Annotated in this window: 16 protein-coding genes and 1 pseudogene; 11 read left to right on the top strand and 6 right to left on the bottom strand. The window is 36.4% G+C overall.

Annotated features, from left to right (window positions below):
• Positions 1–87: 87 nt before the first annotated feature.
• Entirely contained in the window at positions 88–960 is an 873-nt protein-coding gene (gene speB / locus ACM6HU_RS14335) for an agmatinase (RefSeq protein WP_003209245.1), read from the top strand.
• A 95-nt stretch (positions 961–1055) separates the two neighbouring features.
• Here the strand turns inward: speB and ACM6HU_RS14340 are convergent, their stop codons facing one another.
• On the bottom strand, positions 1056–1178 hold the full coding sequence (locus tag ACM6HU_RS14340) for a hypothetical protein (RefSeq protein ID WP_255254987.1): 123 nt from the start codon (positions 1176–1178) through the stop codon (positions 1056–1058).
• A 75-nt stretch (positions 1179–1253) separates the two neighbouring features.
• Positions 1254–2291 (bottom strand): PTS sugar transporter subunit IIC, encoded by a 1038-nt coding sequence (locus ACM6HU_RS14345; RefSeq protein WP_414848233.1) that lies wholly within the window; start codon positions 2289–2291, stop codon positions 1254–1256.
• Between the two features lie 225 nt (positions 2292–2516).
• Here ACM6HU_RS14345 and ACM6HU_RS14350 point away from each other — a divergent pair, with 225 nt between their 5' ends.
• Entirely contained in the window at positions 2517–2879 is a 363-nt protein-coding gene (locus ACM6HU_RS14350; RefSeq protein ID WP_414848234.1) for a YxeA family protein, read from the top strand.
• A 26-nt stretch (positions 2880–2905) separates the two neighbouring features.
• Here the strand turns inward: ACM6HU_RS14350 and ACM6HU_RS14355 are convergent, their stop codons facing one another.
• Positions 2906–3892, bottom strand: a complete 987-nt coding sequence (locus ACM6HU_RS14355; protein ID WP_414848235.1) for a S66 family peptidase — start codon at positions 3890–3892, stop codon at positions 2906–2908.
• Positions 3893–4095: 203 nt separating this feature from the next.
• On the opposite strand from ACM6HU_RS14355, the gene ACM6HU_RS14360 reads away from it, so the two are divergent.
• The 3 genes from ACM6HU_RS14360 (at position 4096) to ACM6HU_RS14370 (ending at position 11173) form a co-directional block, all read left to right on the top strand.
• A complete protein-coding gene (locus ACM6HU_RS14360) occupies positions 4096–4533 on the top strand; it encodes a DUF1934 domain-containing protein (protein WP_016112723.1) in 438 nt (145 codons plus the stop codon).
• Positions 4533–6203, top strand: coding sequence for an arginine--tRNA ligase (gene argS, locus ACM6HU_RS14365; RefSeq protein ID WP_414848236.1), 1671 nt, complete (start codon positions 4533–4535; stop codon positions 6201–6203). Before ACM6HU_RS14360 ends, argS begins: the two co-directional genes overlap by 1 nt.
• A gap of 1649 nt (positions 6204–7852) precedes the next feature.
• Entirely contained in the window at positions 7853–11173 is a 3321-nt protein-coding gene (locus ACM6HU_RS14370) for a Cna B-type domain-containing protein (RefSeq protein WP_414848237.1), read from the top strand.
• A 420-nt stretch (positions 11174–11593) separates the two neighbouring features.
• Here the strand turns inward: ACM6HU_RS14370 and ACM6HU_RS14375 are convergent, their stop codons facing one another.
• Positions 11594–12994, bottom strand: coding sequence for a M28 family metallopeptidase (locus tag ACM6HU_RS14375; RefSeq protein ID WP_414848238.1), 1401 nt, complete (start codon positions 12992–12994; stop codon positions 11594–11596).
• A 439-nt stretch (positions 12995–13433) separates the two neighbouring features.
• A complete protein-coding gene (gene map / locus ACM6HU_RS14380; protein ID WP_016112718.1) occupies positions 13434–14180 on the bottom strand; it encodes a type I methionyl aminopeptidase in 747 nt (248 codons plus the stop codon).
• Between the two features lie 381 nt (positions 14181–14561).
• Between map and ACM6HU_RS14385 the strand changes: the two genes are divergently transcribed.
• From ACM6HU_RS14385 to ACM6HU_RS14400, 4 genes are read left to right on the top strand one after another with little or no spacing between them, the layout of a single operon-like run.
• Positions 14562–15464: an ABC transporter ATP-binding protein gene (locus ACM6HU_RS14385; RefSeq protein ID WP_016112717.1), complete on the top strand. Its 903-nt coding sequence runs from the start codon at positions 14562–14564 to the stop codon at positions 15462–15464.
• Positions 15461–16195 carry an ABC transporter permease gene (locus tag ACM6HU_RS14390; protein WP_414848239.1) on the top strand — a complete coding sequence of 245 codons (735 nt, stop codon included), beginning with the start codon at positions 15461–15463 and terminating at the stop codon, positions 16193–16195. The genes ACM6HU_RS14385 and ACM6HU_RS14390 overlap by 4 nt, the downstream gene beginning before the upstream one ends.
• Positions 16196–17326 (top strand): sensor histidine kinase, encoded by a 1131-nt coding sequence (locus ACM6HU_RS14395; protein WP_414848240.1) that lies wholly within the window; start codon positions 16196–16198, stop codon positions 17324–17326. It begins immediately after the preceding gene.
• A complete protein-coding gene (locus ACM6HU_RS14400; RefSeq protein WP_414848241.1) occupies positions 17323–17925 on the top strand; it encodes a response regulator transcription factor in 603 nt (200 codons plus the stop codon). The genes ACM6HU_RS14395 and ACM6HU_RS14400 overlap by 4 nt, the downstream gene beginning before the upstream one ends.
• A gap of 90 nt (positions 17926–18015) precedes the next feature.
• Here the strand turns inward: ACM6HU_RS14400 and ACM6HU_RS14405 are convergent.
• Positions 18016–18498 (bottom strand): annotated as a pseudogene (locus ACM6HU_RS14405) (M4 family peptidase); the annotation flags it as partial.
• 164 nt (positions 18499–18662) lie between these two features.
• Between ACM6HU_RS14405 and ACM6HU_RS14410 the strand changes: the two are divergent.
• Positions 18663–19517, top strand: a complete 855-nt coding sequence (locus tag ACM6HU_RS14410) for a helix-turn-helix domain-containing protein (RefSeq protein ID WP_016112713.1) — start codon at positions 18663–18665, stop codon at positions 19515–19517.
• Positions 19518–19675: 158 nt separating this feature from the next.
• Positions 19676–19822: a quorum-sensing peptide PapR gene (locus ACM6HU_RS14415; protein ID WP_016112712.1), complete on the top strand. Its 147-nt coding sequence runs from the start codon at positions 19676–19678 to the stop codon at positions 19820–19822.
• Positions 19823–19882: the final 60 nt, after the last annotated feature.

Here is a 19882-nt window from a genome sequence, read left to right on the forward strand (position 1 = left end):
AATCGAGAAAGAGGAGTGTAGCACTCCAAATTTGAGAAATAATGAAAGGTTGGGATACCTTAAGTTCCACATAAGGAGGAAAAGAGTATGCGTTTTGATGAAGCTTATTCAGGTAAAGTATTTATTAAAAGTCATCCAAGTTTTGAAGATGCAGAGGCAGTAATTTATGGGATGCCAATGGATTGGACAGTAAGTTACCGTCCAGGCTCTCGTTTTGGTCCTGCACGTATTCGTGAAGTATCGATTGGACTAGAAGAGTACAGTCCATATTTAGATCGTGAACTAGAAGATGTAAAATATTTTGATGCTGGTGATATTCCGCTACCATTCGGAAATCCACAACGCAGTATAGACATGATTGAAGAATATGTAACAAAACTATTAGATGCCGGTAAGTTTCCACTAGGTCTTGGCGGTGAGCACCTAGTGTCTTGGCCAATTTTTAAGGCAATGGCAAAAAAATATCCGGATTTAGCAATCATTCATATGGATGCTCATACTGATTTGCGTGAGTCATATGAAGGGGAGCCTTTATCTCACTCTACGCCCATCCGTAAAGTGTGCGATTTAATTGGTCCGGAAAACGTATATTCTTTCGGAATTCGTTCTGGAATGAAAGAAGAATTCGAATGGGCAAAAGAAGTGGGCATGAACCTATACAAATTTGACGTATTAGAACCGTTGAAAGAAGTATTACCAAAGCTTGCAGGACGCCCAGTTTATGTCACAATTGACATTGACGTGTTAGATCCAGCACATGCTCCTGGAACAGGAACATTAGAAGCTGGTGGTATCACATCTAAAGAATTATTAGATTCCATCGTAGCAATTGCAAATTCAAATATAAAAGTAGTTGGAGCAGACTTAGTAGAAGTAGCTCCAGTCTATGATCATAGTGATCAAACACCAATCGCAGCAAGCAAATTCGTGCGGGAAATGCTTCTTGGTTGGGTGAAGTAAAAGCAGAGGCAGCTTGCTCAGAATCGCAGGTCATCGGAGCACTCGACCGAGAAGCGCTTTTGGCTTCGACCGAGAGTGTGAAATGGCCAGAGATTCTAGCTGGCGCAGCTGGATAAAGTAAAAACGGAAGCGAAGCCACCGAGCATTCTAGCCGCTGTAGCTGGATAAAATAAAAGCGGAAGCCGGCTCGTAGCATCCATATATCGACGCTTCTGCAAAATTCGACATCCGTTTACAAAGTACGTATAAGAAAAAAGGAGCTAGTCCCACCTGGTGGAACTAGCTCCTTTTTCTTATGCAACTTTTTCTTCCGAAGGGATTCCGCGAATTTCATCAGCGGAACGAATTGGATACTTGCGGAAAATAATTGTTCCGATATAACCAATAATTGTGGTCACGATTCCACATAATATAGCTGCAATGGCTACTTTCATTACATCATTGAATCCAAAGAGGACAAGGAGACCAGGAATTGGTGATGCTGTACCAGGTGCATTGTTTACAAGTTGGAATAAGGATGTAATAATACCAGCAAGTGCACCACCAACGAAGTTTGTCGTATAGATTGGAATGGGATTTGCTGCTACGACATCGGCTTGTGTTAATGGTTCAATTGCTACAGCAATTGTATCTTTCTTTGAACAGATCTTTAAACGTTTAAAGAAAATAAAATTCATTGGAGCAGAGGCTGCTACTGCAAGACTACCAATAGCCATTGGTAAACCTGTTAATCCAAGCATAGCAGTTAGCGCCATGGAGCTTAATGGAGATGTAGAAATAACTGTTATGAGTCCGCCAAGCATAATTCCCATAATAATTGGGCTTTCTGTGGTTGCGATTGAAATAATAGAGCCGATTTTTCCAAGTGTAGCATTTACAATGGGGTCCATAAGCATAGCCATTCCGCGAGAAAGTGGTGCTGCAACGAATAAAATGGCAAGAAATTCTACACCAGTTGGCAATTTTTTTTCTAGAAATTTAACGACAAAGGCGCATACATATCCAGCAAAAAATCCTGGTAAAATACCAAATCCACTAGTGGCGATACCGATTAAAACAGCATATACAGGAGATACACCAATTGCGAGTGCTACTAAAATAGCAGCCGCGACACCGCTCATACTACCGGAAGCTTGTCCAACCGATTGTAAAAAGTTGTTATGAAACATTTCGCCACCGATATATCGATGAAATGCTTCAATAAGAAAGCTTGCGATTGCAGCATTGGCCAGGGCCCCCATTGCTTTCATTCCGTAAGGAGCACGAAAGCTAAACAGTGTAAAAAGAAAAAGTACAACGAGTAGTAGTGCTAAACCTTGTAAGATAGCCATTTGAAAAATGTCCCCTTTTTAATTTTGTTTATAAAAATTTGTATTATTCAATAATAATACAAAAGTTGTTTAAACGGAAAATTTTTTTATTGCGAAAATACTGCGAGCGTTTTCCTTACAATAGTGTAAGGAAAGTGTAATACATTTCAATAGTGTATAGTATGCCCTTTTCTGTATAATACAGATATAAAAATGTGACTGATAAGAATAAACAGGAGGCCATATATGAAATTGGTAATAAAAGTTTTAGCCGTCTTTACCATTCTTTTAGGTGGTACGGCATATTATTTACAATCAAAAACAGAAGGTGTAGAGGCTTTTGTCGATAACTTCTTTTCAAATAAAGAAATACAAGATTATTACGCAGTTATAAATAAGGGTGAGAAAATAGACGATGAATATTTGTATACATTCAAAGGGTATACAGAGAATGGAAAGCAACAAACGATTAAAAAGATCGTGAATTGTCAGCTACATTCAGGTGCTTTTATAAAAATTTATGCTAAGGGCATGCAAGGAAAAGGCTGGGCTGAAATTTCAAAAGAGGAAATTCCAGAAAAAGCCTTAAAACAATTACAGAAAGTGTAAAAGGAGCGAAACGTCCGCTCCTTTTTTTAGTGCGTTAAAAGTATAATAGTCGTTTGTTTTTGACTGGAAACAATTTCTATACGCCCGCCAATTGGAAAAGTGAAAATTGGTGTTGTATGCCCAAAGTTAGCATTTGCAATTATAGGGATATGGGACAGTTCTTGTTTTGAATAAATCATTTCTTGGATATCTCCTGTGACAGCTTCAGATCCTTTTTGTAGTCTTCCAATTACAATGCCTTTTATATGTTTAAAATCTGGTTGTTGAATGAGAGAGTGTAAGTAACGATCAAAAGTCTTAACTGTAGCTTTTCCTGTGAGAGCATCTTCTTCTAAGAATAATATTTTATCTCGTAAGCTCGGCATATATGCTGTGCCTTGTAGTAAATTAAAGGTACTCATATTACCACCAACAATTGCTCCAACCGCTTCGCCTTCATGTATAGAAACATACCCTTCATTTTGGAAGAAAGTGCGATTTTCTTGGTCAATATACCAAGGATCATCGCTCCACGTTTCAGCAGGTTGTATTTCTATTGGCTCTTCAGAAGTCATGCATTTTAAAAAGTAATCTATCGTATAATCGAGCCCTTTCTCCATTCCAAAAGAAGAAAAGTGAGGACCTGAATATGTAATAAGACCAGTCTTTGCATAAATTGCATTGCCTAGAGCTGTAATATCAGAATAACCACATAAAATTTTTGGATTGCTACGAATTAAGTCGTAATTTATATGGTTTAGTAGCCCATTGGAATTATATCCTCCAAGTGTTGTTAAGATTGCTTTTACATTGGAGTCTGCGAAAGCTTCATGGAGGTCTTGAACTCGAGAAGAAACGGAAGAAGAAGCAAAACGATCAATTTCTTCAGCGTTTTTTGAAAATGTAACACGAAATCCCATATCTGCTATTCGTTTCATAGCAAGCTCACGATTATAATCTGAGACAATACTTAAACTACAAGAAGGTGAAATGACTCGAATTTCATCACCTTGTTTTAACTTTGGTGGTATCATTTGGAGCACTCCTTTTAATGAAAGAAAATTTAGATTTAAAAGATATTTTATCATAGGAGATAGATCTTTATAAATTGTTTTTTCGAAACAGGGTTTTCCTGATTTTTCAGCAGACAGACATAGGTTTTTTTTGATATGATAGGAAAAGTGATTTATTATAAAGTTTATTTAATATCTATAACATATTGAAAGGTGTGCAAGACGTGGAGAAACAACTTGCAGGCTTGCCAGTACACGTTCATTTCGTAACAGAAATCCGTGAAGGGGCACGAAAGGAGACCGTTGCTTTTGAGGCAAATGGTCAATACTATGTAAAAGGTCAAGGTACATATGTAACATTTCAAGAGCCGAACGAACAAGGCGAAGTAAAGACAATCATTAAAATTCAAGGCGAACAAGTTCTCATTATGCGTTCAGGTGCTGTTTCTATGCGTCAGACGCATGCGAAAGGTGAATGGACAACTGGTACGTATACGAGTGAACTTGGTACGTTTGCATTGCAAACGAAAACTGATAACGTTCTTTTTAAATGGTCGGACGAGAAGAAAAAAGGACAACTCTTTTTAACGTACGCATTGCTTCTAAGTGAACAAGAAGCGGGCCGATATACAATTACGATTAATTTGAAGGAGGCAAAATAATGAACTCTTTAGAACAAGTAAAAGAATTGATTAAAGAAGAAATTAAAGCTGCCGTATTAAAAGCAGAATTAGCAACAGAAGAACAAATTCCAAACGTTGTATTAGAATCTCCAAAAGATAAAACGCATGGTGATTTCTCTACAAACATGGCGATGCAGCTTGCGCGCGTAGCAAAAAAAGCTCCTCGTATGATTGCAGAGGAATTAATTGCGAACTTCGATAAAGCAAAAGCTTCTATTGAAAAGATTGAAATTGCTGGTCCTGGTTTTATTAACTTCTATATGGATAATAGGTATTTAACAGACTTAATTCCGGCAATTGTTACAGCTGGAACGAATTATGGTGAAACAAACACTGGTAAAGGTGAAAAAGTACAAGTTGAGTTCGTATCTGCAAACCCAACAGGTGACCTTCACTTAGGACATGCACGTGGTGCGGCAGTAGGTGACACATTATGTAACGTATTAGCAAAAGCGGGATACGATGTATCTCGTGAATACTACATTAATGACGCTGGTAACCAAATTCATAATTTAGCGCTTTCTGTCGAAGCTCGTTACATGCAAGCATTAGGGCTAGAAAAAGAAATGCCAGAAGATGGATACCATGGTGCGGACATCATCGGAATCGGACAACGCTTAGCTGAAGAGTTTGGCGATCGTTATGCAAAAGCTGATGAGAAAGAAAGCTATGAATTCTACCGTGAGTACGGTTTGAAATACGAATTAGCAAAACTTCAAAAAGACTTAGAAAGCTTCCGTGTTAAGTTTGACGTATGGTTCTCTGAAACATCACTATACAAAAATGGAAAAATTGATCAAGCTCTTGCGGTATTAAAAGAGCGCGAGGAAATATTTGAAGAAGACGGAGCAACTTGGTTCCGTTCTATGACTTATGGTGATGATAAAAACCGCGTATTAATTAAAAATGATGGTTCTTACACATACTTAACGCCAGATATCGCGTATCACCGTGATAAATTAGAGCGCGGATTTGATAAATTAATCAACATATGGGGCGCTGACCACCACGGTTACATTCCTCGTATGAAAGCAGCGATTCAAGCGCTTGGTTACGATAAAGAGACGTTAGAAGTAGAAATCATCCAAATGGTACAACTATACCAAAACGGTGAAAAAGTAAAAATGAGTAAGCGTACAGGTAAAGCCGTTACACTTCGCGAGCTAATGGAAGAAGTAGGCGTGGACGCAATGCGTTACTTCTTTGCAATGCGCAGCGGTGACTCTCACTTAGACTTTGATATGGACTTAGCGGTATCAAAATCTAACGAAAACCCTGTATACTATGCACAATATGCTCATGCACGTGTATGCAGTATCCTTCGTCAAGGTGAAGAGCTTGGATTAACTGCAGGTGGAGATGTCAATTACAAACTTGTTGCTTCTGAAAAAGAAGTAGACTTACTGAAAAAACTGGGTGAATTCCCAGCAGCAGTTGCAGAAGCAGCACAAAAGCGTCTGCCACATCGCATTACAAACTATGCGTTTGAATTAGCGGCAGCGCTTCATAGCTTCTACAATGCAGAAAAAGTATTAAACCAAGATAACTTAGAATTAAGTAAAGCTCGTTACGACTTAATGCGTGCAGTACGCATTACACTTCAAAGTGCATTAGCGTTAGTTGGTGTATCTGCACCTGAGAAAATGTAATAGACAAAAGAAAAGATGCTTATTTTTGTTTAAAAGTGATATATAAGTTGATATAAAAACATCTAATCAGCCTATAGACTGATTAGATGGCAAAGAAAACAGATCACCGAAAAGCCGTATGGAGGAGAACCTCACGTATGGCTTGATGAGGGGAAGTTGGGCAGAAAAAGAGATGGCAAAGCTATCTCTTTTTCTGTTTCAGTTTTCTATTCTAAATATATGTGGCAAATATATGTTATGGTGATGAAGTGAAAATAGAAAAACACCAATTAACTATTGATTTTTTAGAACAATTCTAGAATAATAGGTTGTCGGGGGTAAAATTATCAAAAAGCTATACATGTAGTATTAGTAGATGAAATGTTACCAGTAAATGGTGTGATTGTTGTAAATGATGTTGTTACAACTATGCCGAATACTAAACTAACACTTCATCTAATCAAGTATCTACACAATTAGTAAGTAATCTTGAAAACTTCTAACCTAGTCAAAAAACTAGGGATTTTATGTCTAAAATAGTACATATAGTCCAACTAAAGTTTTCATGATTTGATAAAAATAATGAAAGGATATAAATCTCTCGATTTTGCTATTATCATCACTTATGTATATAAATCTCTCGATATTAAAATGTAATGTCGCCCTAGAAAAGCTAACTCTTCTTAGCGAGTAAGTGAAATGTATATATAAGTTCATTTTAATTCTTCGACATAGCCATAGATCCATTAGACAAATTACTTTTTCTCGACACTCATTTATAGACTCCAAAAATGAAAAGGCTGAATTTCATATTTCTGCACGATTTATTATGAAATTAGTTGCCAATCACACTCTTTTTTATTTACCCCCAAATTTGTTCCACTGTATTTAGATTTGGAGAATATGATTTTCATCTTCATAGGCAAACAATACTTCATCCGGAGCGTTTTTAATTATATAGCGCTGACGTTGGAACGCTTCTTATTTTTCTTGTCTACTTGTTTCGATGTGTAGGTCGGTTGTGTACCTAAATACAAAACGTTTTAACATATGGCCGATTTCATCTCAACTCATGATGACAGAAAACGTATCTTCAATGACATCCTTTAGAATACGAGTATCCTAGCATGTGTCACAGCTGTAACCTTCTTCGGCTGGTGTGCTAAATTCGATTATACGCTGTACTTCTTGTTATTCTTCAGGAGGGTAAGCATGTAAGTTGGCCAAATACATATTTGCTGTGAAGTGATTCGTCCATACTTGCCCGCACTGAAAGTTTTTGCGTATTGTGCAATCGTTTGCGATAGGCATGAAGAAGCTTTTTAACCTCTACGGCATAATAAAGTGAATGACTGTCATGAGTTTTGTCGTGAATGCTTTTTGAATTCCTTTATCAAAATTTGTTCTTTCCCTTATTTGTTTTTGTTAAACAATATAGACCAGAAATACCACGGTTTAGATATGTCGGAAAAATTAGATGAATCTATATAAAAAGAAAATTTCAAGTTTCTAAACAATAGAAGAGTTGAAAAAAGAGAAAAAGATGATAATAGCTATCAAACATATTTAAGTAAAATAGCTTAATGACATTGAATAATAGAATCTTTGTCATAGTATGTTTGTACCAAAATCTAGCAACATTTAATTTTATAGGGAGGATAGTATAAAATATGTATTTAAAAAGAGTTACTTCAATTTTTTCGATTATAATGATTTTTATGTTTACTATAGGTCAGAGTTTGCTGCCTATAATAGCAAGTGCACAAGAGTTAAATACAATAGGACTTGTGGATAGTTTTAAGATTGATAAAACAAATCTACAGACCACAGAACGGACTAAAGTAACTGTAAACTTCAGTGAAAAAAATGGACTTAGGCTGAAGCCTGGAGACACACTAACATTAACGCTGCCTCCAGAATTAAAAGGATTAGATAGAGAGTTTCCATTAGATGACTATGGTACTTGTAAAGTCACTGCAGGTACTGTGGTATGTACATTTAATGATAGAGTGAGTACACATCAAAATATTAAAGGATATTTAAACTTTTACGTGGAAGCTGCTAATGTAGGAACGGATCAAAAGAAAGAGATTGAAACCAATTTCGGTACAAATGTAGATAAGCAATCTGTAACAATTACCGGTCCAAGCGGTGGTGGTGGTACAGATCCTGGAAAGGGACCGTTTTTTTATAAAACTGGTGATATGAACTCAGGTAAGGACAATGAAGTACGTTGGTTCTTGAATATAAACTTAAATAAAGAAGAGTTAAGTCGCGATATTGTTGTGACTGATAATTTACAGGAAGGTCAAACACTTAATAAGGATAGCTTCTATATAATTATTGATGATTATATAGGTCGTCGATCTTTAACGCTACAAGAGTTTGAAAAGCAACGTTACGGAACGATTACCTTTACTGGTGACAGATCATTTAAAGTTGTGCTTTATAAGGATAAAGCACGTCTTGCCTCCTTTTCGATTGGTTATACATCTACTATAACGGAAGCCGGAAAGAAGCAAGAGTTTTTTAAGAATGATTATACGATTGATTACCAAGTTTTTCACAAAGACCCAGTTACTGAATCGGGTAGTTATCCAGTCGAAAATATGACAGCTGGCGGTGGTGCTGAAGGTAACGAGGTTCCAAAAGGAACGCTAAAAATTGTTAAACATATTGAAGGAAATAAAGGAAAAGTAATCCCAAATGTTTCGTTTAAGTTGTATAAAGAGCCGGGTGAACAAGTTGGGGGCGAATATAAAACAAATAACGAAGGGATAATTGAAATTCCTAACTTACAACCGGGTAAATATTATATGCAAGAGGTTTCAGCTCCAGACTATGTTGATTTCGATCCTCAAGCAAAAGTAAGTTTCGAGGTTAAATCAGGTGATGTAAATGGAGTGGAGTTGCCGATTCCGAATAAAGTGAAAACTACATCTGTTTTGGGAACGAAGACGTGGAAAGGCGATAATGCGAAAGATCGCCCGACGATGATTAAGGTAGACTTACTACAAAATGGTAAAGTGATCGCAACACAAGAAGTAGCAGAAGCAACAGGCTGGAAATATGAATTCAAAGACTTAGCGGCATATGATACAGACGGAAATGCATATAAGTATGAAGTAAAAGAACAACCGGTAGATGGATATCAAACAGAAGTAAAAGGTTATGACATTACAAATACAAAAGTGGTACAAACAACAAAAGTAGAAGGAACGAAGACGTGGAAGGACGGAAACGCAACAAATCGTCCGGTAATGATCAAAGTAGACTTACTACAAAATGGCCAAGTGATCGCAACACAAGAAGTAACAGAAGCAACAGGCTGGAAGTATGAATTCAAAGATTTAGTGGTAAACGATGCAGACGGAAAAGCATATAAATATGAAGTGAAAGAACAACCGGTAGATGGATATCAAACAGAAGTAAAAGGTTACGACATCACGAATACAAAAGTAGGCAAGACATCAGTTTCAGGAACGAAGACTTGGAACGATAACAATGCATCAGATCGCCCAGAGTCAATCAAAGTAAAATTACTACAAAATGGCAAAGAGATTGACACGAAAGAAGTAAGCAAAGCAACAGAGTGGAAGTATGAGTTTAAAGATTTAGTGGCATATGATGAAAATGGAGTAGCTTACAAGTATGAAGTGAAAGAACAACCAGTAGACGGATACGAATCAAAAGTAAAAGGTTATGACATCACGAATACAAAAGTAGGCCAAACAAAAGTAGAAGGAACGAAAACATGGAAAGACGATAATGCGAAAGATCGTCCGAAGATGATTAAAGTAGACTTACTACAAAATGATCAAGTGGTTGCGACACAAGAAGTAAGTGAAGAAACAGGTTGGAAATATGCGTTTACAGATTTAGCAGCATACGATGCTGAAGGAAAAGCATATAAGTATGAAGTGAAAGAACAAAAAGTAGACGGATATCAAACAGAAGTAAAAGGTTATGACATTACGAATACAAAAGTAAGCCAAACAAAAGTAGAAGGAACGAAAACATGGAAAGACGATAATGCGAAAGATCGTCCGGCAATGATCAAAGTAGACTTACTACAAAATGGCCAAGTGATTGCAACGCAAGAAGTAAGCAAAGCAACAGACTGGAAATATGAATTTGAAGATTTAGCAGCATACGATGCCGAAGGGAAGGCATACAAGTATGAAGTAAAAGAACAAGCAGTAGACGGATATCAAACAGAAGTACATGGTTATGACATCACGAATACAAAGGTTGGTCAAACAAAAGTAGAAGGAACGAAAACATGGAAAGACGATAATGCGAAAGATCGTCCGAAAGCAATTAAAGTAGACTTACTACAAAATGGCCAAGTGATTGCAACGCAAGAAGTAAGCAAAGCAACAGACTGGAAATATGAATTTGAAGATTTAGCAGCATACGATGCCGAAGGAAAGGCATACAAGTATGAAGTAAAAGAACAAGCAGTAGACGGATATCAAACAGAAGTAAAAGGTTATGACATCACGAATACAAAGGTTGGTCAAACAAAAGTAGAAGGAACGAAGACATGGAAAGACGACAATGCGAAAGATCGTCCGGCAATGATCAAAGTAGACTTACTACAAAATGGCCAAGTGCTTGCGACACAAGAAGTAAGTGAAGCAAGCGGTTGGAAATATGAATTCAAAGATTTAGCGGCATACGATGCCGAAGGAAAGGCATATAAGTATGAAGTGAAAGAACAAAAAGTAGATGGATACCAAACAGAAGTGAATGGTTATGACATCACGAATACAAAAATCAAGGACGTAGATCCAAAAGATCCAAGCACAGATCCAAAAGATCCAAACACAAATAACGATTCAAAAGTTCCACCTACTACAGAAAATGATAAGCCGACAGTATTACTTCCTAACACAGGAGGAACATCCACGGAAATCATTTCAATTGTTGGAGGTATGGTATTGTTCCTTTTAGGTGGACTTCTATTCGCTCGTCAACGAATAAAATAATAAAAAAGCTTTAGATTATTGATTACACTGTAATCTGAGTAGCAGACAAATTTAAAAAATTACTATTGATATTACTCCCTTTAGGTAGATATTCAAAAAAACTTCATGATAAGGTGAAGGAAAGAATGCAACCTGAAGGGGGGTTTTCTATAGCGAAATTAGAAATAGTATTTTGTAAAGCTTTGTTCTTGAATGGTTGCAGCAGTAGCTCCTGTCCAGCAAAAGTTAATACACCTGCAAGAATCGTTGTTTTTAATAATAGAAATGTTCTTATCAAGTATAATTATTATTGTTATATTTAGTTATTGTTATATTTAGTATTATACATGATAATACCTTGAAATAAATATGCTTTTATGCATATTTATTTTTTTTTAACAAAAAAAGCCACCACTTTGGAGTGAGTGGCTTTGATGATAATTAAGCAGCTTTCTGCCCTGTTTGTATAGCTGGTTTTTGAAGAACATCATAAACACCAGTACCAATGACATCTAACGCCATTTTCATACGTTCAGGTGAAATGTTTTCTAGAACGTTATCTTGTGGTGTATGGTATACCTTTTCAATATGATAGATAAGTGGATCCCAGCTATCTACTCCCATCCAAATGAACAGAGCTGCAGGGATGCCAGCATAAGCAAACGGTACATGGTCACTAGAACCGAATGTTCCTTGAAGAACAAGATCATTATTTAATTGCTTACTAGCATTTAGTGCAGCATCAGTTACAAGATTCGTAGATCCATCTGAAGTCATTGCATATAAATTTTTTGCTTTCTTATAGCTTGTAGCAACCATATCAGCATTAAACACACCTAAAATACGAGCGCGTTCTGTTTGTGATAAGTTGTCAACGTAATGTTCAGATCCGATTAGTCCCATTTCTTCTGATCCGAAAGCAATAAAACGGATTTCCTTGTCAGTTTCTACATTTTGAAATGCGCGAGCTAATTCTAATACCAAACCTGTTCCAGAGGCATTGTCGTTTGCTCCTGGTGCTCCAGCAACACTGTCATAATGGGAACTTACGATAACAGCTTTTTCATTTCCAGTGCTGTTCTTCGGTTTCTTTTTCGCGATAACATTTAGAGGTTGTAGGTTTGATTCATGTCGTGCTTTTAAAGAAAGGATTGCATTTCCCTTTTTTGTTAATTCTTCTTTGAAGGCATTACCTTGTGCATAAGCAAGACCAAATACAGGGATTGACTGTTTTTTCGTTAATCTTGGATTGAAAGTTTGTCCATAGTTACCGCGACCGCCAATTAAACTATATAAGAGGACACCCTTTGCACCTTTTGCAACGGCATTTTCTACTTGTTTGTTGTAGTCCGTTACTGTTTCACCTCTTTCAAATAAGACAATTTTCCCGTTTACCTCATTTGGAATTTCGTCTAGGTTTGTTCCATTTGGTACAAAAATGAGGGGAGCGGTAACAGCCTCAGTAGAAATTAAAGCATTCGGAGCAGCGCCTGCTTGCCAGTTTTTTGAACGTGATAAAGGAGAATCAATAAATCCCACATATTGATCGGGTACAGCAAATGGCTGATATTCTACTTCATATCCCATTGACTGTAATTTCATCCCAACATAGCGAGAAGCCCATTTTTCTGATTGTGTTCCACCAGGGCGCGGGCCAATTGTTTCTGATAAAAAACGGACGTGTTCGATTGCACGGTTAGCATCAACTTGCCCTGTAATAGGTGGAGTTTTGATCGTTTCTGACGGGGAATCAGCTTTTGCTTGTCCAATTGGAGCTAAGCTGACAGCGAGTGTTGCAGCAAGCAAAGAGCTTACTATTTTTTGTTTCAATGTTCTCTTCATATATTCCTCTCCTATTCTTCTATTCTATCTGACTGACAAAAGAAGACGGATAACGACTCTATTCTATCTCTTGTTTTTTGTATTTTCAATTAATTCAAGTTGAGAAATAAAAGTAGGATCATTTCATATGCATATTTGCATATTTTTAGAGAAGATGTATGTGCTATTATTTTAGACAAAGGTTCGCTTTCTTGTTTTGAAAGCCCCTAAATTGCATGTCTAGTGTACCCAAGCTTTAGATTATGTAGGGAAAAGAAATCTATGGTGAGATTTCCTTTTCCTATGCTTGAACCTTTTGAACATGATAATTGTCATGTTTCCACATTTTATGATAATTATCAGTAGATGTAAGGCATCCATATGAAAAGAAGAGAAATCAGTGTGATTTCTCTTCTTTTTTGTATAGAAAAAGGAATGCCACTTACATTCCTTTTATCCCTTACAGTTCAGTTAAGATAATCGGCTCACCGCGTGTTACGACGACTGTATGTTCACATTGTGCAACAAGGCTTTTATCTGGTGTTACAAATGTCCAACCGTCATCGCCGCGTTCAATAATATGGTCAGCTTTCATAGAAATGAAAGGTTCTACAGCGATAACAAGACCATCTTTAAGAAGTGCATTATCCATTGGATCGTAGTAGCTTAGAATGTGATTTGGTGCTTCGTGTAAGCTAAGACCGATGCCATGACCTGTTAAGTTTTGGATAACGGCATAGCCATTTTTATGAGCAAAGTTAGAAACTGCACGACCGATTTGGTTTTGTTTCGAACCAGCTTTTACTTTTTTCATTGCTGCCCAAAATGCATCTACTGCTGCTTGGCAAAGTTTTTCTTTTTCTTCATCTTGCCCAAGAACAAAAGAGATACCTGTATCTGCATAATAACCGTCAAGTGCCGCAGATACATCAACATTTACTAAGTCGCCTTCTTTTAATACTTGATCTTTTGGAATACCGTGTGCAACTTCTTCATTTACACTAATACAAGTTACACCTGGAAAATCATATTCTTTTTCAGGTGCAGAAATAGCACCGTGCTCATCTAATACTTTTTTACCGATCAAATCAAGCTCTTTCGTTGTCATACCTGGCTTTGCTTGTTTTTTCATCTCTTCGCGTGCAAGCGCAACAACGCGGCCGATTTTTCGTAAACTTTCCAAATCTTGTTCATTACGAATAATCATAAAAAACCACTGTCCTTCCTCAATTATAAATCTTATACGATTGTATCATGTTTGTTTTTGTCCTGCTACTTGCGTGCGATTAACTCATCTCCATTGAAGTTTCGAAGTGGAATTAACTGGTTAATTTCTTTCGTAAGTATTTCTCCCGCTATTCGCTGGCAGTAATATTCCCACCTTAAAATTCGGAGAAAGCAAGCTAGGTAAGAGATAAACTGCTCGTAGCCGAATTGGTGAGGGCTAATAATCAGTGGGGATACATCTCCCCACTGATTAAAGTTTCACTTTATGACAATTGTCATATTCACATCATGACGCATCGTACTGTTTTCCATCTCTTCCAATATATACAATGTAAATATAAGGAATAGTGGAGGTGGCAAGATGGAAAAGATTATTGAAGTAAATGGTGTTTCAAAAACATTTAAACATAAAAAGGCTGTAAATAACGTTTCATTTCATGTGGAGAAGGGGCAGATTGTTGCACTTCTTGGGCCAAACGGTGCAGGGAAAACAACAACAATCTCAATGATGCTTGGATTAAAGGATCCATCAGAAGGAAGTGTTTCTATATTTGGAAAGAGTCCCAAGCGGCGAGCAGTTCGTAATCGCCTCGGTGCAATGCTACAAGAGGTGAGTGTTATCGATAGTATATCAGTGGAGGAAGCAATTGACCTATTTCGCAGCTATTATACGAATCCAATTGCAAAAGAAACATTGCTTCAGTTATCAAATTTAGAATCGGAAAAAAGGCAGCGTTGTGAAAAATTATCAGGTGGTCAAAAAAGAAGATTAAACTTTGCACTCGCACTTGCTGGAAACCCGGATTTATTATTTTTAGATGAACCGACTGTCGGAATGGATATTACGTCTAGAAAGGCTTTCTGGGAAACGATCCGAAAGCTAGCAAGTGAAGGGAAAACGATTATTTTGACAACGCATTATTTAGAAGAAGCAGATGCGTTAGCAGATCGAATTTTACTATTTGCAAACGGAGAAATCATTGCTGATGGAACTCCGGAGGAAATGAAAGCAACGATTTCTCGAAAAACCATTTCATTTTATACAAAAGAAAAAATTCCGACAGGCTTGCTGAAGGGGCTACCGCATGTTACAGCAGTACAGTTTCATGAATCGCGTGTTATTCTCACAACAGATGATACGGATGCTACGTTGCAAGCAATTTATAAAGAGAATTTACCTGTTACAGATATCTCAGTTGAACGAGGAAGTCTTGATGAAGCGTTTGAACAGTTTGTCGCAAATCAGAAGGAGGGAATTGCATGAAAGCCTTATGGATGCAATGTAAAATAGAAATCTTACGTACGTTTCGCAATAAATTATTTATCTTTTTCTCATTATTAATGCCAGTTCTGTTTTATTACATTTTTACAAATGTCATTCAAGTACCACAGAACGGAGATGCTTGGAAAGCGCACTATTTAATTTCGATGGCTACTTTCAGTATTGTAGGAACAGCACTTTTTAGTTTTGGTGTGAGACTTTCTCAAGAAAAAGGGCAGGGATGGACACATCTTTTAAAAATTACACCACTTCCAGAGGGAGCATATTTAACAGCTAAAATTATTTCTCAAACAGTGGTAAATGCTTTTTCAATACTTGTGATCTTTATTGCAGGCATGCTAATCAATAACGTGGAATTAACGATCGGGCAATGGATTGGTGCTGGATTATGGCTATTAATAGGTGTGACGCCGTTTTTAGCACTTGGAACGATTGTAGGTTCAATTAAGAAGGCAGATGCAGCTTCTGGTCTCGCAAACATTTTAAATATGAGTTTAGCAGTACTAGGCGGTTTATGGATGCCAATCGAAATCTTTCCAAAGGTGCTAAGAACAATTGGAGAGTGGACACCAACATATCACTTCGGAAGCGGGGCATGGGATATTGTAGCGGGGAAATCTATAGGCTGGGAGAATATCGCGATTTTAGGAGGTTATTTCCTTATGTTTGTTGTAATATCAATATATATAAGAAAAAGACAGGAAGCGGTATAAATGATCGAGAAGAAGCAGTTTGAAATTTTTCCGAAGCATATGGGGTTTTTCCCCTATATGTGGTTTGTATATCTACTATTCCCAATTTATAATTTAACGCAAGTATCAGGATGGAAGCTTTTAATGGGGATCGGTATGCTGATGATTTTTGTCATCACATACCGTCAGCTTTATTTTGTGAAAAAGACGTTTATTTTATGGGCGTGTATTCAAATGGTGCTCATATTCCTATTTGCTTTACTCTATAATCCCTTTATGATCTTTTTTGGCTTTTTTACTGCAAGTGCGATAGGATTTGCACCAACTAAAAAAGTATTTCGAGTGTTGTTTGGTCTTTTGATTGTAATGCTTGGAGCTTTTATATTCGTGTATGTAAAGCAGCTAACAACTACAAGTTTAGTCAATATAGTTCCAATGTTTATTTTAATGCTTCTTACACCATTTGGTATGCGTAACTTTAATCAGAAAAAAATGTTGAGAATGCAATTAAACGAAGCAAATGAACAGATTAAAGACCTAGTAAAGCGTGAAGAACGTCAGCGAATCGCAAGAGATCTTCACGATACGTTAGGGCATACGTTATCTCTTATTACGCTAAAAAGTCAGCTTGTTGAGAAGTTGACTGTGAAAAATCCAGAGCGTGCAAGTCTTGAAGCCAAGGAAATTACACAAACATCACGCACAGCTTTAAAACAGCTGCGTGAATTAATTTCTGATATGCGGATGATTACGGTAGAGGAAGAGCTTGAACAAATAAAGGCAATTTTGCAAGTGGCTAATATTACGCTAGAAGTAGAACAGAAGGCGAGTTCTAGTGCATTGTCACCGCTTGAACAAAATATTTTAGGTATGTGTTTAAGAGAGGCCGTAACAAATGTTGTTAAGCATAGTAAGGCATCGATGTGTACAGTTTCTATATTTGAAGCACAAGGAGAACTTATTTTGCAGGTGAAAGATAATGGAGTGGGATTACAAGCACAAGGTCATGATGGAAATGGCATTCGCGGTATGAAAGAACGAATTGCACTTATTGAAGGGGCAATTGAACTAGATGAAACGCATCCCGGGACGCTTTTAACGGTAAAAGTTCCAATCGTAATTAGAACAGGAAAAGATGAGGTGAGGGCATGATTCGAATTATTATTGCTGAAGATCAACGAATGCTTCGCGGAGCACTAAGAGCCCTTCTTGATCTAGAAGATGATATTGAAGTAGTTGGACAAGCGGCAAATGGGGAAGAAGCTTTAAAGTTAATTGAATCATTACAGCCAGATATTAGTATTATGGATATTGAAATGCCGATTCAAAGCGGCTTAGATGTTGCTGAAACATTGCAGAAGAAAAAATCATTATGTAAGGTAATGATTTTAACGACATTTGCACGTCCAGGATATTTTGAAAGAGCAATGAAGGCGGGTGTTTACGGGTATTTATTAAAAGATAGCCCAAGTGAAGATTTAGCGGCAGCGATTCGCAATGTGATGCAAGGAAAACGAGAGATTTCCCCTGAATTAATGTTTGGGTTATGGCAAGAACAAAATCCATTATCAGATCGTGAGAAAGAAGTACTTCTATTAGCGAAAGAAGGAAAAACAGCAAATGAAATTGCCAAGACACTGTATCTTTCATCTGGCACTGTACGGAATTATATTTCAGATGTGTTAACAAAATTAAATGCGAAAAACCGAATTGAAGCAATTGCGATTGCGGAAGAAAAGGGCTGGATATGAAAAAAGATGTTTACCGGTTATAGTGGTAAACATCTTTTTCTATTATTCTCCTTATTATTTACTGTTGTTAAGAAGGAGTATCCGTGTTGGAATATTGCGTAATACAGATTTTACTTCGTTTTTCGACAAAAAATTTGGTATAGTAAGATTAGGTTGCTGTTCTAGATTTTGGGCAACTTTACCACTAATAGTCTTAATTGCCTCATGCTTATCTATTTTAACAATGATGTCTTGACCATATATTTTGTTATTTTTATATGTTTGGGAAAGACGTACTTCGGCTTGATTTTCTTTTGCCTTTTTGTTTGTAGGTTGAAAATCAACATTTTTTCAGTGGTAACTTGTTTTTGTTACGCGTTAACCTCTTGTACTTCAACTTTTAAGTATTTTTAGCGATATTTCCCACTGTGACGTTTTGTGGTTCAGTTTATGTACTAATTATGAAACTAGGTTGAGCAACTTCAACGTTCGCTTCACTTTTATCAATTTCTGGGGCACGAGAATTGCTTCCATTGATAAAGGATAGAGTAGACCAAAAACAAGGAATACACTAGCAACTTTTCTATCATTCATCTCTAACACTACGAGTATTGTATTTGTATAAGATGATTTACAAGAAAAGTTTGCTAAATGATACATATTATGCAATGTTTCATGTCAAAAATTGTCAAAAACCAGTATTGTAGTGGTATGACAACTTCGGAAGTTAGATTTCTGTAATGGGATGGTGAACAATTATGCACGCAGCAAAGCTGGGAGCGGAAATAAAGAAAATTAGAATGTTAAGAGGTTTAACACAAAAACAGTTATCTGATAATATATGTCATCAATCAGAAGTGAGCAGAATTGAAGCAGGTTCAGTATATCCAAGTATGGATATACTCCAAGGAATTGCAGCAAAGCTAAGAGTTCCCATCATTCATTTTTATGAAGTGCTCATTTATTCTGATATTGAAAGAAAGAAACAGTTTAAAGATCATATTATAGTACTTTGCAAACAAAAGAAGTATAAAGAAATTTATAATAAAACCTGGGAGGAGCTCAAAAAAGATGAGTATCATCCAGAATTTCAACAATTTCTTCAATGGCAGTATTATTTAGCAGCATATATGTTAAAAAAGATAAATTATGAATATTGTATTTTAGAACTAAAAAAATTACTCAATCAAGAATTAGCAGGAATTGATGTATTTCAAAATTTATATATAGAAAATGCTATAGCAAACATTTATGCAGAAAATGGATATTTCAAAAAAAGTATTGAGTTGTTTGAAGGTATTTTAAAACAATTGGAATCTCTACATAGCAATGAAGAATTTGCTGTGAAGGTTAGATATAACCATGCAAAAGCACTGTATTTAGATGAGCGGTATGAAGAGGCGCTTTACCAGGTTATAAAGGCAATTAAAATCTCTTGCCGTATTAATAGCATGTCATTTATTGGACAATTGCAATATCAAAAAGGTGAATGTCTTGAAAGGTTAGGAAATGCACAGGAAGACATTCAGGAAGCTTATGAAAAAGCGCTGTTCTTCTTTGATTTATTAGAACTGCATGAGTATAAAGATACACTTTTAAAAAAATTAAAGTAATGCTTTTCTTGGTAAGAGGCTTATTAATAGGGATAAAAATGAGTGTTTTATAAAAGTAGATAGAATTAAGGTATGGATATTAATGGATATGCATAATTGCATATAGGATGGATAAATTTTCATGATATATTGAAAGAAAAGCATGTAGGTGATGGAATATGAAAAAGCTACTTATCGGTAGTATGTTGACGTTAGCGATGGTATGGGGTATTTCTTTTGGAGATAAATTAGTAGAGGAAAGTCATACAATAACTCATAATGATCAAGAAGTACAGTTAGCTTCTGATTTGCCATTTGAATACTAAGATGAAAATAAAGAACCCAGGGTATGGGTTCTTTATTTTTTATTAAGTAAATGTTTATGT

Source organism: Bacillus sp. IT-79MI2 (assembly GCF_949768135.1).
Taxonomy (GTDB): domain Bacteria; phylum Bacillota; class Bacilli; order Bacillales; family Bacillaceae_G; genus Bacillus_A; species Bacillus_A pseudomycoides.

What these genes read in the sequence shown, in the direction of transcription:
- speB (WP_003209245.1), top strand. Translation starts at nt 88, where the DNA reads ATGCGTTTTGATGAAGCTTATTCAGGTAAAGTATTTATTAAAAGTCAT.
- ACM6HU_RS14345 (WP_414848233.1), bottom strand. Translation starts at nt 2,291, where the DNA reads ATGGCTATCTTACAAGGTTTAGCACTACTACTCGTTGTACTTTTTCTT.
- ACM6HU_RS14350 (WP_414848234.1), top strand. Translation starts at nt 2,517, where the DNA reads ATGAAATTGGTAATAAAAGTTTTAGCCGTCTTTACCATTCTTTTAGGT.
- ACM6HU_RS14355 (WP_414848235.1), bottom strand. Translation starts at nt 3,892, where the DNA reads ATGATACCACCAAAGTTAAAACAAGGTGATGAAATTCGAGTCATTTCA.
- argS (WP_414848236.1), top strand. Translation starts at nt 4,533, where the DNA reads ATGAACTCTTTAGAACAAGTAAAAGAATTGATTAAAGAAGAAATTAAA.
- ACM6HU_RS14370 (WP_414848237.1), top strand. Translation starts at nt 7,853, where the DNA reads ATGTATTTAAAAAGAGTTACTTCAATTTTTTCGATTATAATGATTTTT.
- ACM6HU_RS14375 (WP_414848238.1), bottom strand. Translation starts at nt 12,994, where the DNA reads ATGAAGAGAACATTGAAACAAAAAATAGTAAGCTCTTTGCTTGCTGCA.
- map (WP_016112718.1), bottom strand. Translation starts at nt 14,180, where the DNA reads ATGATTATTCGTAATGAACAAGATTTGGAAAGTTTACGAAAAATCGGC.
- ACM6HU_RS14385 (WP_016112717.1), top strand. Translation starts at nt 14,562, where the DNA reads ATGGAAAAGATTATTGAAGTAAATGGTGTTTCAAAAACATTTAAACAT.
- ACM6HU_RS14390 (WP_414848239.1), top strand. Translation starts at nt 15,461, where the DNA reads ATGAAAGCCTTATGGATGCAATGTAAAATAGAAATCTTACGTACGTTT.
- ACM6HU_RS14395 (WP_414848240.1), top strand. Translation starts at nt 16,196, where the DNA reads ATGATCGAGAAGAAGCAGTTTGAAATTTTTCCGAAGCATATGGGGTTT.
- ACM6HU_RS14400 (WP_414848241.1), top strand. Translation starts at nt 17,323, where the DNA reads ATGATTCGAATTATTATTGCTGAAGATCAACGAATGCTTCGCGGAGCA.
- ACM6HU_RS14410 (WP_016112713.1), top strand. Translation starts at nt 18,663, where the DNA reads ATGCACGCAGCAAAGCTGGGAGCGGAAATAAAGAAAATTAGAATGTTA.
- ACM6HU_RS14415 (WP_016112712.1), top strand. Translation starts at nt 19,676, where the DNA reads ATGAAAAAGCTACTTATCGGTAGTATGTTGACGTTAGCGATGGTATGG.